Source organism: Bordetella ansorpii, from assembly GCF_900078705.1.
Lineage (GTDB): Bacteria > Pseudomonadota > Gammaproteobacteria > Burkholderiales > Burkholderiaceae_B > Bordetella > Bordetella ansorpii_A.
Map to the genome: position 1 here is coordinate 1,000,383 of NZ_FKIF01000007.1, position 14,027 is coordinate 1,014,409.

Below are 14,027 nucleotides of genomic sequence, written 5' to 3' on the forward strand. Positions count from 1 at the left end.
CTACTGGCTGACCGCCAGCCGCGTCGCCTTGGCCCGCCGCTTCTGTTGCTTGATCTTGCGGCGCCAGGCCTTGAAGGCCAGGTAGCTCGGCCCGAAGGTCGTGTTGCTGTAGAGCCAGATACGGTGGTTGAAGCGGCCCGAGTCGCTGTCCCGCATCGGGAAACGGTAGATATGGCCCGGATCGCCACCCGGCTTGTTCAGCCCGTATGCGTCGGTGGTGTACAGGTGGCGGAAGCCCGCGGCATGCGCCAGGGCGACATAGTCCGCGTCGAAATACCCCTGCGGCCAGCACAGGTGGTCGCTGACCGGGCCCAGGTGCTGCTCCAGCAACGCCTTCGACGTGGCCAGTTCCTCGGCCATGTGGCGGCGCTTGGCGGCGATGTCCGAGCCACAGATCAGGTCCCAGCGGGTGTGGGTATGGGTGTGCGAATGGATCTCGAACGTGCCGGCCTCTTGCATGGCCCGCAACTCGCTCCAGCGCAGCGCGACTTCGTCGTGGCGGCCAGCCTCGACCAGCGCGGTGCAGCCCGCGTGGTCGGGCGATGCCGGCAACGGCAGGCCCTGGCCGGCATGCGGACGCACCGGGCCGTCGCCGATCCATTGCGTGATGACGAACAGCACCGCATGCATGCCGTGGCGCTGCAGGATCGGGTGCGCATGCACCCAGTTGTCGAGATAACCGTCGTCGAAGGTGATCAGCACCGACTTCTCGGGTACGGGAACCCCTTTCAGGTAATCCGCGTACTGCTGAGCGGTCAGTGACGTATATCCCTTGCGGGCCAGGCCCGCGATCTGGCGCTCGAACCCTTTGCTGCGCACGGACAGCCGGCTGTACTTCGGGGTGACGTGGTGGTACATCAGTACCGGAACACTGGGTGCGTTTTTCATTGTTGGTACCGTTCCTGCACCATACTCGGGACGCCGTTGCTGGCGCGGCCTCCCTGCAATGCATCTTTGCTAGTAGGTAATCTCGACCCCGTCCGGCCTGGCCCAGGCAGCCAGGTTCTCGAGCAAGGTGTCGGCCATGCGCACGCGCCATTGCTCGCCCAGCCGCATCGTGCACTGGAAGTCGTCCTTCTGGTACACGATGTCGACCGGCACGCCCGGCACACCGTTCTCGGGCTCGGCCCGGAACGGGTTCAGCAACTGGTGCAGGCGATTCGCATCGGCCTGCCCGTTGAGCCTGACCCGCAGGGACCGGGCGCGCGCCTCGCGCGCCAGCTGCAAGTCGTACAGCTGCTCGGCGACGATGCGCATGCCACCAGAGTAATCGTCGTTACTGACCTTGCCCTGAACGATGATGAGCTGATCCTCGCGCAGGCGGTTCCGGTGCTTCTCGTACAGCTCGTTGAAGATGGAAATCTCGACCTGGGCGGTGCCGTCGTCCAGCACGGCGAACACCATCTTGCCGCGCCGCGTCATCATCACGCGCACGCCGGCCAGCACCCCGCACATCCACTGCAGATCGCGCTGCGGCTCGATGCGCACCAGTTGCATGGGCACGATGCGGCGAACCTCGTCGCGCCAATGGTCGAACAGATGGCCGCTGAAATAATAGCCCAGCGCGGCTTTTTCTTCGGTCAGTTTCGCGTGGAGATTCCAAGGCGCCACCTTCGACAACTCATTGGCGACCACGTCGCTGCTGTCGTCTCCGAACAACGAAACCTGGTTGGCGCTGCGGGCCGCCTGCTCGGCCGCCTCCATGGCGGTGCCGATGGAGCCCAGCAAGGCCGCGCGGTTGGGCTCGATGGTGTCGAACGCGCCCGCGCGGATCAACGCCTCGACGGTGCGGCGATTGACCGCATGCTTGTCCACGCGCCGGCAGAAATCGAACAGGTTCTGGAATGCGCCGCCCGCGGCGCGGGCGCGCAGGATTTCCTCGACCGCGCCCTGCCCCGTGCCCTTGACCGCGCCCAGGCCGTAACGCATGGTGCGCGGCGGCTTGCCGCGGGCGAAATGCTCGTCCTGCACGGGTTCGAAGCGGTAGCCCGACGCGTTGACGTCCGGCGGCAGCACCGCCACGCCGTTGGCCTGCGCATCGCGCACGAAAGTCTGCACCTTGTCGGTGTCGTCCATGTCCGCCGACAGCGTGGCGGCCAGGAACTCGGCGGGGTGATACGCCTTGAGCCAGGCGGTCTGGTACGAGATCAGCGCATAGGCGGCCGAATGCGACTTGTTGAAGCCGTAGCCCGCGAACTTCTCCATCAGGTCGAACAGCTTGACCGCCAGGTCGGGATCGTGGCCCTTGGCGCGCGCGCCCTCTTCGAACTTGATGCGCTCCTTGGCCATTTCCTCGGCCTTCTTCTTGCCCATGGCGCGCCGCAGCAGGTCGGCGCCGCCCAGCGAGTAGCCGCCGATGATCTGCGAGATCAGCATCACCTGTTCCTGGTAGACGATGACCCCATAGGTGCTCTTCAGGGTGCCTTCCAGGTCGGGATGGAAGTAGTCCACCTGCGCGCGGCCATGCTTGCGGTTGACGAAGTCGTCCACCATGCCGGATTCGAGCGGCCCCGGGCGATACAGGGCCAGCATGGCGATCACGTCTTCGAAGTTGCTGGGCTTGAGCTTCTTCAGCAGCTCCTTCATGCCGCGCGATTCGAGCTGGAACACCGCCGTGGTATTGGCCTCGCACAGCACGCGATAGGCCGCCTGGTCGTCCAACGGCAGCGCCATGATATCGAAATCGCGCTTGGTCTCGTTGAACTGGCGCACGTAGCGCACGGCCCAGTCGAGAATGGTCAGGTTGCGCAGGCCCAGGAAGTCGAACTTGACCAGGCCGGCGGCTTCGACGTCGTCCTTGTCGTACTGCGAGACCGCGCTGTTCTCCTGGCCCGGCTGGCAATACAGCGGGCAGAAGTCGGTGAGCTTGCCCGGCGCGATCAGCACGCCGCCCGCGTGCATGCCGATGTTGCGGGTCAGGCCTTCCAGCGGGCGGGCCAGGTCGACCAGGCCGCGCACTTCCTCTTCCTGCTCGTAGCGCTCCTTGAAGGCGGGCTCGTCGGCCAGCGTGCGCTCCAGCGTCCAGGGGTCGGCCGGGTTGAACGGGATCAGCTTGGACAGGCCGTCGCAGAACATGTAGGGCATGTCCAGCACGCGGCCCGCGTCGCGGACCACGGCCTTGGCGCCCAGCGTACCGAAGGTGGCGATCTGGCTGACGGCCGCGCGGCCGTACTTTTCCTTCACGTAGTCGATGACGCGTTCGCGGTTGTCCTGGCAGAAGTCGATGTCGAAGTCGGGCATCGACACGCGTTCCGGGTTCAGGAAGCGCTCGAACAGCAAGTCGTAGCGGATGGGGTCCAGATCGGTGATGCCCAGGGCGTAGGCCACCAGCGAGCCCGCGCCCGAACCCCGCCCCGGGCCGACCGGCACGCCGTTGTTCTTGCCCCAGTTGATGAAGTCCTGCACGATCAGGAAGTAGCCGGGGAAGCCCATCTGGATGATGATCTTGCATTCCCACGCGAGGCGGTCGTAGTACTGCTTGCGCTTGGATTCGCGCTCGGCCGCATCCGGGAACAGGAACGCCATGCGCTTTTCCAGGCCCTGCTCGGACAGTTGGACCAGGTAGTCGTCCAGCGACACGCCGTCAGGGGTGGGAAAGTTGGGCAGGCGCGGCTTGCCCAGCGTCAGCGTCAGGTTGCAGCGGCGGGCGATTTCGACCGTATTGGCCAGCGCCGACGGCACGTCGGCGAAACGCCTGGCCATTTCCTCGGAGCTTTGCAGGTACTGTTCGGGCGAGAAACGCTTGACGCGCCGCGGATTGGCCAGCACCTCGCCCTGCGAGATGCACACCCGCGCCTCGTGCGCCTGGAATTCGTCGCGGTCCAGGAACTGCACCGGATGGGTGGCCACCACCGGCAGGCCCGCCTCGGCCGCCAGGCGCATGGCGGCCTGGACGTAGGCCTCGTCGCCTTCCATGCCGCTGCGCTGCAGCTCGATGAAGTAGGAGCCGGGGAACATGCGCGCCCACTGGCGCGCCAGCGACAGCGCCGACACGGCGTTGCCCGCCTCCAGCGCCTGGCCGACGTCGCCCGCGCGGCCGCCGGACAGCACGATCAGGCCTTCGCGGCCCTGCAGCCATTCGCGGCGCAGTTCGGCGCGGCCCGTGCCCTGGTTGGTAAGAAAAGCCTGGGACAGCAGTTCGCACAGGCTGAGATAGCCCTGGTGGTTGCGCACCAGCAGCAGGATGCGGAACGGCTTGTCGGGATCGTCGTCGTTGGACAGCCAGGCATCGCAGCCGGCGATGGGCTTGACGCCCGCGCCACGCGCGCCCTTGTAGAACTTGATCAGGCCGAACAGATTGGACAGGTCGGTCAGCGCCACCGCGGGCTGGCCGAGCTTGGCGACCCGTTTGATCAGGTCGGGAACACGCACCAGGCCGTCCACCACCGAGAACTCGGAATGGACACGCAGGTGGACGAAAGCGGGGGGCGAAACGGCGGCATCTGACATCCCGGGATTGTACTAGCCGCGGCCAATACGGCGCCCCCTCCGGCTTTCAGCCCGGCGCCATCAGCGCGGGCAGGACCAGCAGCCCGGCCAGCCGGGCCGCCGCGATCTTGTCCTGGCTCACCCGCTCCTGCGGCATCAGGAAATTGAGGGTGCCCAGGCACTGCCCGCGCGCCACGACCGGCACGTTGATCACCGACGCCAGCCCCAGCGCCGCGATGGCCGCGTGGTCGTCGAAGGCCTGCCGGATGGCCTGCGCGCCCTCGCCGATGAACAGGCGCTGCTCCAGCAGCACCTGGCGCCCCCACGGCGTGCCCCGCTTGTCCTTGCCCCCGCCCGGCGGATAGGCCTGGGGGTTGGAGCTGTACAGCCGGGACAGGGTCATGTCGCGCGGGTCATGGCGGTTGACCGTGCACAGCGTGTGGCCCAGCACGGCTCGCGCCTGGAGGTCGACCGCGGCGCACACGGCCGCGGGATCGGCGCCGGCATGCGCCTGGGCCAGCGCGTCCAGCGCGGGATGCAGATCGGCGAAGGCGACTGTCATCGTCATTCCATCGAGATGCCGAGTTCGCGAACCAGTTTGCCGTACTTGTCGGCATCGTTCCGCAAGGTCTGGGCGAACCCCTGCGGGGTGGACTGGCGCACTTCGACGCCCATGTCGCCCATCTTCTTGATGACCTCGGGCCGGGCCAGGATGGCGTTGATCTCGCGGCTCAGGCGCCGCACCACGTCCTCGGGCATGCCGGCGGGGCCGAACGCGCCGTACCAGACCGCCAGTTCATAACCGGGCACTGTCTCGGCCACGGTGGGCACCTGCGGCAGCAGCTTGGAACGCTGCGACTCGGTCACGGCCAGCAGCTTGAGCTTGCCCGATCTCACGTGCGGCAGTGTCTGCGTGCCGGCGCTGAACAGCAGCTGGGTGCGGTCGGCCACGGTATCCAGCACCGCGGGCGCGCCGCCCCGGTAGGGCACGTGCGTCATCGAGATGCCGGTCGCCTTCTCGAACAGCGCGGCGCTCAGGTGGTTGGTCGAGCCCGCGCCGGCCGACGCGTAGGCGATCTGGCCGGGCCGCGCCTTGGCGTACGCGATGAACTCGGCCACGTTGTTCACGGGCACCGAGGGATTGATCACCATGGTGTTGGTGACCAGCGCCAGTTCGGCGATGGGCGTGAAATCCTTCACGCCGTCGAAAGGCATGGTCTTGAACAACGCCTGGTTCATCGTGTGCGTGCTCATCGAGCCGACCAGCAGCGTATAGCCGTCCGGCTTGGCGCGCGCCACGAAGTTGGAGCCGATGTTGCCGGAAGCGCCCGAGCGGTTCTCCACCACCACCGACTGGCCGAGCGAAGTGGTCAGGTGCTCGGACAGCAGGCGCGCCAGGATGTCGGTGGAACCGCCCGCCGCCCAGGGCACGATCAACGTGACCGGCCGCTCGGGCCAGGCCGCGTGCGCGGCCGCAGGCAGCATGGCGGCGGCCAGCGCCACCATGGATAACGCCTTGCGAATCGAAGAGAAAGCCATCTGCATACCCCTTGTGTGGTTATAAGTTGCACTACGACTGCACATCCGGCCAGCGGCGGGCACGCCCCCGGCCCTGGATTCGGAGAGGACTCAGCGCCCGACGGCGTAGCCCTGCATGCCGCGCGGGTTCGCGCCCGCGCGCAGCAACATCCCGCCGCCGGCCGCGGGCTCGCGCGTGCACACACTGATGCGGCCTTCGGACCAGGGCGCGCCGATGCGCAGGTCGTGCCCCGCGTGGCGCAGCGCCTGCAACGTGCCCTCGGGCAGCCCCGCCTCGACCGTCAACCGGTTCAGCGTGGTCGCTCGCGGCCAGAACGAGCCGGGAAAATGATCGACGTGCCAGGACGGGGCCTCGATCGCCTGCTGCAGGCTCATGCCCAGCGCGGCGTGGCGCAGGAAGAAGGCCACGGTCCACTGGTCCTGCTGGTCGCCGCCGGGGGTGCCGAACGCCATGTAGGGTTCGCCGTCGCGCAGCGCCAGGCCGGGCGACAGCGTGGTGCACGGGCGCCCGCCGGCCCGCAGGGTGCCGGGCAGCCCGTCGTCCAGCCACGTCATCTGCAATCGGGTGGAGATCGAAAAACCCAGTCCCGGCACGACCGGGCTGGACGACAGCCAGCCGCCCGACGGCGTGGCCGCGACCATGTTCCCGTGCCGGTCGATGACATCGATGTGGCAGGTATCGCCGACGAATATCTCGCGCTGCGCCCACTCGTTCACCGGCGGCAGCGCGGCGAACGTGGGTTCGCCGACGCCGAAGCGGGTGTCCGCATCCGCCAGCGCGCGCGTGCTGGCCGACAGGTCGGGCAGCACGGGCGCGCGCCCCCCGGGATGACCCGGCCGCAGTTCGGCGCTTGCCTGGGCCGTCACCAGTGCAGCGCGTTCACGCGCATAGGCGTCCGACAGCAAGGCCTGCAGCGGAACATCCGCATGCGCCGGATCGCCATACCAGGCCAGGCGGTCGGCGAACGCCAGCTTCGCGGCCTCGGCGATGCGATGCACGAATTCCGGGCTGGCGGCATCCAGGCCCTCGATGCCCAGGTGACGCAGCATGGCCAATTGCTGCAGGAACACCGGCCCCTGGGACCAGACGCCGCACTTGGCCACCGTGTAGCGCCCGTACTGAAGCTGCAGCGGTTCGTCGTAGCGGGCCTGCCAGGCCGCCATGTCGTCATGGCGCAGCAGTCCGCGATGCCGCTCGCCGGTGCAGTCGCGCACCTCGGCGTTGCGGTAGTAGTCGTCGATGGCATGGGCCACGAAGCCGCGGTACCAGAGGTCGATGGCGGCATCCAGGCGCTGCGCGCGGCTGCCCGCACCCTGCCCGGCCTCGCGCACCAGCCGCTCGTAGGTCGCGGCCACGGCGGGCGTGCGGAACAGATGCTCGGGATGCGGCACACGGCCATCCGGCAGCCAGACCTCGGCCGAGGTGGTCCATTCGGTGCGGAACAATTCCTGCACGGCAAGAATGGCCTGCGCGATGCGCGGCACCAGCGGGAACCCGTTGCGCGCGTAGTCGATGGCCGGCTGCAGCACATCCCGCAGTTCCCAGGTGCCGTAGTCGCGCAGCAGCGTCAGCCAGGCGCCGAAGGCGCCGGGCACGACGGCGGGCAGCAGCCCGATGCCCGGCACCAGATGATGTCCCTGCGAGCGGAACCAGGCCGGCGTGGCCAGCGCGGGCGCCGTGCCCTGCCCGCACAGCGCGCGCATGCGGCGCTCGGACTCGCTCCAGAACAGGATCGGCACCTCGCCGCCGGGTCCATTCAGATGTGGCTCGACGATCTGCAGCACGAAGCCGCCGGCCACCGCCGCGTCGAAGGCATTGCCGCCGCGCTCCAGCACGCTCATCGCGGTCTGGGAGGCCAGCCAATGCGTGGAGGACACCACGCCGAAGGTGCCGCGGATCTCGGGGCGGGTCGTGAAGGAGTGGGACATCGCTCAGGGCTTCCGGAATCGTCTGGACACAAGTATAGGAATCACGAATAACCAGAATCAGCTATTTTTTGATATATCAATAACCTTTTGGTTATTCGACTCCCGCATGTCCATTCCCGCCTTGCCCAGCCGGCTGGCCGCGCGCCTGAAAGTCCGCCACCTCAACCTGCTGCTGGCGGTGCGCCGCCACGGCACGCTGACCCGGGTCGCGATGGAAATGGGCGTCAGCCAGCCCGCCGCCACCAAGGCGCTGGCCGAGGTCGAGGACATCTTCGGCGCGCCGCTGTTCACCCGATCACGCCACGGCCTGGAACCCACGCCGCTGGGCCAGCTGGCGCTGGTGCGCGCGCGCCACATGCTGCAGGACCTGGACCAGTGGACCCGCGAGGTGGATGCCTTGCGGTCCGGCCACAGCGCGCACCTGAACATCGGCGCCATTCCCTTCGTGTCGGGACCGATGCTGGCGCGCGCGGTGGCCCTGCTGCACCAGCGGCATGGGGTCACCGTCACCCTGCACCGCGCCACCACGGACCAGTTGCTGGAACTGCTGCTGCGCCGCGACCTGGATTGCGTGATCGGCCGCGCCGCGGGCGGCGGACCCGATCCGCGCGCCATCTGGCACGAGATGCTCTATCGCCAATGGCCGGCCCTGATCGGGCATCCCCGCCTGGTGCGCCGGCTGCCGCACGGGCCGCCCGACTGGTCCGAGCTGGCCTCGATGCGCTGGATCCTGCCCTCGCCCGCCACGCCCATCGGCGGCATGATCGCCGGACTGTTCGTGCGGGCCCAGGTACAGCCGCCCACGCCGATGATCGAAACCTACTCGCTGGACGTGATCGAGAGCCTGATCACGGGCGACGACCGGCTGGTGTCCATCGTGCCCGAGGACATCGCGCGGGACATGGCCTTGCACGGCCGGGTGGCCATGGCCCCCTGGCGCTTCGACTGGGAACTGCCGCCCATGAGCCTGATCCGCCGGGTGCGGGAGGTTCCATTGCGGGCCGAGACGCATTTCGCGCGGATCCTGCGCGAACTCTGCGCGGACGGCGGCATCCAGACCCCGCCTGTGCAACAATATCCAACCCGCGATGCGCGTCCTGCGCCGCACGATCCATTACAAACATGAAATGGCTGATTCCGGGGCTGTGGCTGGCCTCCATTCTCTTCGCCCACTTCCGTGGCCGTGTCCGGCTGAAGCTGTCACGCCAGTTCCTTGACCACTCCGTCATCCTGGCGCCGGTCAACGCGTTCATGGTGCTGGCCTCGCGCGTGCCCACCACGCCGTACGTCACCACCCGCGAAATCCCCGAGCTGAAAGTGCTGGACGACAACTGGGAGATCATCCGCGACGAGGCGCTGGCCATGCAGCAGCTGCGCCACATCAAGGCGGCCGAGAAACACGACGACGTGGGCTTCAATTCGTTCTTCAAGAACGGCTGGAAGCGCTTCTACCTGAAGTGGTACGACGCCCGGCACCCCTCGGCCGAGCAACTGTGCCCCAGGACGGTGGCCATCCTGCGCACGCTGCCCAAGGTCAAGGCGGCCATGTTCGCCGAACTGCCGCCGGGCGGCACGCTGAACCCGCACCGCGACCCGTTCTCGGGCTCGCTGCGCTATCACCTGGGCCTGGCCACGCCGAACGACGACCGCTGCTACATCGACGTGGACGGCGAGCGCTACAGTTGGCGCGACGGCGAAAGCGTGGTGTTCGACGAAACCTACATCCACGAAGCGCACAACAAGTCCGAGTCCAACCGCATCATCCTGTTCTGCGACGTCGAACGTCCGTTGAAGTGGGGCTGGGCCGAATCGTTCAACCGCTGGTTCGGCAAGGTGGTGATGTCCGCGGCCAGCTCGCCCAACGACAGCGGCGACCAGACCGGCGCCATCAACAAGCTGACGCACCTGCACCATCGGTTCGACGAGAAGCGCAAGGAATTCAAGGCCTGGAACCGCAACGTCTACAAGGCCACCAAGTGGGGCCTGATCGCGCTGATCATCCTGGCCTTCATCGCGCTCTGATCCGCATGCCGGTCCAATGACAAGGCGGGAGGCCAGACAAGGTCTCCCGCCTTTTTTGTGGGGGCGGCGCGGGCCGGGTCTGCTAGCGTTGCAGCGACTCCCAGGCCTTCATCAGGCGCTTCACCGACACCGGCTGCGGCGTGCGCAGCTCCTGCGCGTACAAGGCCACCCGCAACTCCTCCAGCATCCAGCGGAACTCGTCCAGGCGCGGGTCGGCGGTGCCCTTGAGCGCCGAGCGCGCGCGCTGGTAATGCACCAGCAGCGGCGCCATCTCGCCCATCAGCTTGGCGTCGCGCGCGGGATCGGCGCGCAGCTTGTCGATGCGCCCCACCGCCGCCTTCAGGTAGCGCGGGAAATGCGCCAGTTGGGCGTACGGGGTATCGCGCAGGAACCACTTGGGCACCAGCGCCCCGATCTGCTGCTGCAGGTCGGCATAGGCTGCCGCATGCGGCTTGGCCTGCGGCAGCTTGCGCTGCAAGGCGGCGTACTCGGTCAGGATGGCATGCGCCAGGCGCGCCACTTCCTGCGCCAGCAGGCCCAGGCGGCCCTTGCCGTCGTTGCGGCGCGCCTCGAACTGCTGCGCGTTGGCGGGCCAGGGATCGCCCAGGCAGGCCTGGGCCAGCGCGCAGTCGATGATCTGGTCGCGCAGTTCGTCCTGCGTGCCCAGGTTCATGTACAGCATGCTCATCTTGGTGATGTCGGTCAGGTTCTTTTCCAGGAACTTGACCTGCTCGCGCAGCCCCAGGCGGAACAACCGCAACAGGCCGGCGCGATGCTGCCGGCGCGCGTCCTCGGGATCGTCGAACACGTCCAGGTCGCAATGCGTGCCCCGGTCGATCAGCGCCGGATAGCCGATGACCGACTGCCCGCCGCGCCGGATCTCCATCAGTTCGGGCAACGGGCCGAAGGTCCAGGCCGTCAGCTTCTCGTGCGCCAGGGCCTGCGCCACCTCGGTGTCGCGCGCGGCCAGCTGCTGGAACGTGGCCTGCGCCTGCTTGCCCAGCTCGGCCTTCAGTTGCGCCAGATTGCGGCCGGCGGCCAGCATGCGGCCGTGCTCGTCGACCACCCGGAAATTCATGAACAGGTGGGCAGGCAGCGTTTCCAGCTTGAAATCCGCCACGGCGGGACGGATCTGCACCTGCTTCCACATGTCGGCGATGACGGCGTCGATCAGGCCCTGCTGCGGATCGCCCAGCTTGTCGTACCAGCGGTCGTAGAAGCCGGCCGCGTAGTCGGGCAGCGGCACGCAATGGCGGCGCAGCTTCTGCGGCAGCGACTTCAGCAGCAGGTGCACCTTCTCCTTCAGCATGCCGGGCACCAGCCATTCGCAGCGCTGGGCATCCAGCTGGTTCAGCGCGAACAGCGGCACGGACAAGGTGACGCCGTCGCGCGGCGAACCGGGCTCGAAGTGGTAATCGAGCGCCATGGTGACGCCCTGCCACTCGACCTTCTTGGGAAACACGTCGGTGGTGACGCCCGCGGCCTCGTGGCGCATCAGCGCTTCGCGCGTCAGCAGCAGGGACGAGGCGGCCTTGTCCAGGCCGGCCACCCACTTTTCCAGCGTGGCTGTCTGCGAAATGCCGTCGGGCAACTGGCGGTCGTAGAACGCGTAGATCAGTTCGTCGTCGACCAGGATGTCGGGCCGGCGCGTCTGGTGCTCCAGTTTCTCGATGCCGGCGATCAGCTTGCGGTTGTGCGCCACGAAGGGCAGCCTGGTGTCGATCTCGCCCGGCACCAGCGCGTCGCGGATGAAGATCTCGCGGGCGTGCTGAGGATTGATGCGGCCATACTGCACGCGCCGGCCGGCGTACACGACCAGCCCGTACAGCGTGGCGCGCTCGTTGGCCACGACCTGCCCGGATTTCTTCTCCCAGCGCGGATCGGACCAGTTGCGGCGCAGCAGGTGCGCGCCGACGCGTTCCAGCCAGGTGGGATCGATGTTGGCCACGCAGCGCGCGTACAGGCGCGTGGTCTCGACCAGTTCGGCCGCCATGATCCAGCGCCCACCCTTCCTGGCCAGGCGCGAGCCGGGATGGATGTGGAAGCGGATCTCGCGCGCGCCCAGGTACTGGCCGCTTTCCTCGCCCTTGGAACCGACGTTGCCCAGCAGGCCCGACAGCAGGGCGTGATGCAACTGCTCGTAGGTGGCGTCGGCCTGGTTCAGGCGCCAGCCCTGCTCGCCCACCAGGGCCGCCAATTGGCTGTGCACGTCGTGCCATTCGCGCAGCCGGATGGGCGACAGGAAGTTCTGCCGCAACAGGCCGACCAGCTTGCGCTGCGACTGCTTGTGCCGCACCTGTTCGCCATACCAGCGCCACAGCTTCAGGAAGGACAGGAATTCGGACTTGTCGTCGGCGAACTTGGCGTGGGCGGCCTCCGAGGCCTCGCGCTCGGCCATCGGGCGGTCGCGCGGATCCTGCACGGACAGCGCCGCCGCGATGATCAGCATCTCGGTCAGGCACTGCTGCTCGCGCGCGGCCAGGATCATGCGGCCGATGCGCGGATCGACGGGCAGCTTGGCCAGCTCGCGGCCGGTGGACGTCAGTTCATAGGCCGCGCCGGTGCGCTCGCCCTCGTCGTCCATGGACTTGGGCGCGATGGCGCCCAGCTCCTGCAGCAGGTGATAGCCATCGGCCACCGCGCGTCCCGGCGGCGCCTCGACGAAGGGGAAATCCTCGATCTCGTCCAGGCCCAGCGACTTCATGCGCAGGATGACCGAGGCCAGCGACGAGCGCAGCACCTCGGGATCGGTGAACGGCGCGCGCGCGTTGAAATCGGCCTCGTCGTACAGCCGGATGCACACGCCCGGCCCCACGCGGCCGCAACGGCCGGCGCGCTGGTTGGCCGAGGCGCGGCTGATCGGCTCGATGCGCAGTTGCTCGACCTTGTTGCGCCACGAATAGCGCTTGATGCGCGCCAGGCCGCTGTCGACCACGTAGCGGATGCCGGGCACCGTCAGCGAGGTTTCCGCCACGTTGGTGGCCAGCACCACGCGGCGCGCGTTGCCGCGCGGATGGAAGATCTGTTCCTGCTCGGCCTGCGACAGGCGCGCGAACAGCGGCAGGATCTCCGTGCCGGCGGGATGGTGCTTGCGCAGCGCCTCGGCCGACTCGCGGATCTCGCGCTCGCCGGGCAGGAACACCAGCACGTCGCCGGGGCCATGGCGCGCGCACTCATCCACCGCGTCGACGATGGCGTCGATCAGGTCGCGCTCTTCGTCGCCGGTCAAGCGGGCGGGTTCGCCCCGGGCAGGTTCGCCCCGGGCAGGTCCGCCCCGCGAGGACCTGGCCGCGGGGGCCTCGGCCTCGTCCTGCGGCGGCTGCACGGCGCGGTAGCGCACTTCCACCGGGTACAGGCGGCCCGACACCTCGATGACCGGCGCCGGCCGCTCGGGCGATTCCGCGAAATGGCGCGAGAAACGCTCGGCATCGATGGTGGCCGAGGTGATGACGACCTTCAGGTCGGGCCGGCGCGGCAGCAACTGCTTCAGGTAGCCCAGCAGGAAATCGATGTTCAGGCTGCGTTCGTGCGCCTCGTCGATGATGATGGTGTCGTAGCGGCGCAGGAGCGGGTCGCGCTGCGACTCGGCCAGCAGGATGCCGTCGGTCATCAGCTTGATGGCCGCGTTGGGACCCGTGCGGTCGTTGAAGCGGACCTGGTAGCCGACCACCTCGCCCATCGGGGTGTTCAGCTCTTCGGCGATGCGCTTGGCCACCGAGGTGGCGGCCAGGCGCCTGGGCTGCGTGTGGCCGATCATCTTGCGGCGGCCCCGGCCCAGCTCCATGCAGATCTTGGGCAACTGCGTGGTCTTGCCCGAGCCGGTCTCGCCGCTGACGATCACCACCTGGTGATCGGCGATGGCGCGCGCGATCTCCTGCCGCCGCGCGCTGACGGGCAGGTCCTCGGGATAGGTGATGGCGGGTATGGGGCGGCCCGCGTTCGGACGGCCCGCGTCCGGGCGGCCCGCACCACGGGAGGCATCGCCGCGGGGACCGCCTTGCGATCCGTCGGACGCGCGTGAGACTTCTGACATGAGGGGAGCGATTCATCCGGTGAACCGCCTATTATAAATTTTCGCGGCCGCCCCCCTGAAATGGGAGCCCCCTGGC

At 68.1% G+C, this 14,027-nt stretch carries 8 protein-coding genes; 2 read left to right on the forward strand and 6 right to left on the reverse strand.

The annotated features are described in order from the left end of the window. From A6745_RS20210 to A6745_RS20230, 5 genes are all read right to left on the reverse strand, one after another. The gene (locus tag A6745_RS20210; protein WP_066131077.1) at window positions 1–888 is read right to left on the reverse strand and encodes a polysaccharide deacetylase family protein; all 888 of its coding nucleotides are present in this window, start codon (window positions 886–888) and stop codon (window positions 1–3) included. A 69-nt stretch (window positions 889–957) separates the two neighbouring features. After that, window positions 958–4,449: a DNA polymerase III subunit alpha gene (gene dnaE, locus A6745_RS20215; RefSeq protein ID WP_066131080.1), complete on the reverse strand. Its 3,492-nt coding sequence runs from the start codon at window positions 4,447–4,449 to the stop codon at window positions 958–960. Window positions 4,450–4,495: 46 nt separating this feature from the next. After that, window positions 4,496–4,990 (reverse strand): GAF sensor protein, encoded by a 495-nt coding sequence (locus A6745_RS20220; protein ID WP_066131083.1) that lies wholly within the window; start codon window positions 4,988–4,990, stop codon window positions 4,496–4,498. A gap of 2 nt (window positions 4,991–4,992) precedes the next feature. Beyond that, window positions 4,993–5,967 (reverse strand): Bug family tripartite tricarboxylate transporter substrate binding protein, encoded by a 975-nt coding sequence (locus A6745_RS20225; protein ID WP_407922742.1) that lies wholly within the window; start codon window positions 5,965–5,967, stop codon window positions 4,993–4,995. A gap of 90 nt (window positions 5,968–6,057) precedes the next feature. Next, window positions 6,058–7,896: a gamma-glutamyltransferase family protein gene (locus tag A6745_RS20230; protein WP_066131087.1), complete on the reverse strand. Its 1,839-nt coding sequence runs from the start codon at window positions 7,894–7,896 to the stop codon at window positions 6,058–6,060. A 106-nt stretch (window positions 7,897–8,002) separates the two neighbouring features. On the opposite strand from A6745_RS20230, the gene A6745_RS20235 reads away from it, so the two are divergent. Next, the gene (locus A6745_RS20235) at window positions 8,003–9,022 is read left to right on the forward strand and encodes a LysR family transcriptional regulator (RefSeq protein ID WP_066131090.1); all 1,020 of its coding nucleotides are present in this window, start codon (window positions 8,003–8,005) and stop codon (window positions 9,020–9,022) included. After that, the gene (gene lpxO, locus A6745_RS20240) at window positions 9,019–9,918 is read left to right on the forward strand and encodes a lipid A hydroxylase LpxO (protein WP_066131092.1); all 900 of its coding nucleotides are present in this window, start codon (window positions 9,019–9,021) and stop codon (window positions 9,916–9,918) included. Before A6745_RS20235 ends, lpxO begins: the two co-directional genes overlap by 4 nt. A gap of 82 nt (window positions 9,919–10,000) precedes the next feature. Here lpxO and hrpA read toward each other — a convergent pair whose 3' ends face one another. Continuing rightward, the gene (gene hrpA / locus A6745_RS20245; RefSeq protein WP_066131095.1) at window positions 10,001–13,951 is read right to left on the reverse strand and encodes an ATP-dependent RNA helicase HrpA; all 3,951 of its coding nucleotides are present in this window, start codon (window positions 13,949–13,951) and stop codon (window positions 10,001–10,003) included. Between the last annotated feature and the right edge of the window lie 76 nt (window positions 13,952–14,027).

What these genes read in the sequence shown, in the direction of transcription:
- lpxO (WP_066131092.1), top strand. Translation starts at nt 9,019, where the DNA reads ATGAAATGGCTGATTCCGGGGCTGTGGCTGGCCTCCATTCTCTTCGCC.
- A6745_RS20235 (WP_066131090.1), top strand. Translation starts at nt 8,003, where the DNA reads ATGTCCATTCCCGCCTTGCCCAGCCGGCTGGCCGCGCGCCTGAAAGTC.
- A6745_RS20225 (WP_407922742.1), bottom strand. Translation starts at nt 5,967, where the DNA reads ATGGCTTTCTCTTCGATTCGCAAGGCGTTATCCATGGTGGCGCTGGCC.
- A6745_RS20230 (WP_066131087.1), bottom strand. Translation starts at nt 7,896, where the DNA reads ATGTCCCACTCCTTCACGACCCGCCCCGAGATCCGCGGCACCTTCGGC.
- dnaE (WP_066131080.1), bottom strand. Translation starts at nt 4,449, where the DNA reads ATGTCAGATGCCGCCGTTTCGCCCCCCGCTTTCGTCCACCTGCGTGTC.
- hrpA (WP_066131095.1), bottom strand. Translation starts at nt 13,951, where the DNA reads ATGTCAGAAGTCTCACGCGCGTCCGACGGATCGCAAGGCGGTCCCCGC.
- A6745_RS20220 (WP_066131083.1), bottom strand. Translation starts at nt 4,990, where the DNA reads ATGACAGTCGCCTTCGCCGATCTGCATCCCGCGCTGGACGCGCTGGCC.
- A6745_RS20210 (WP_066131077.1), bottom strand. Translation starts at nt 888, where the DNA reads ATGAAAAACGCACCCAGTGTTCCGGTACTGATGTACCACCACGTCACC.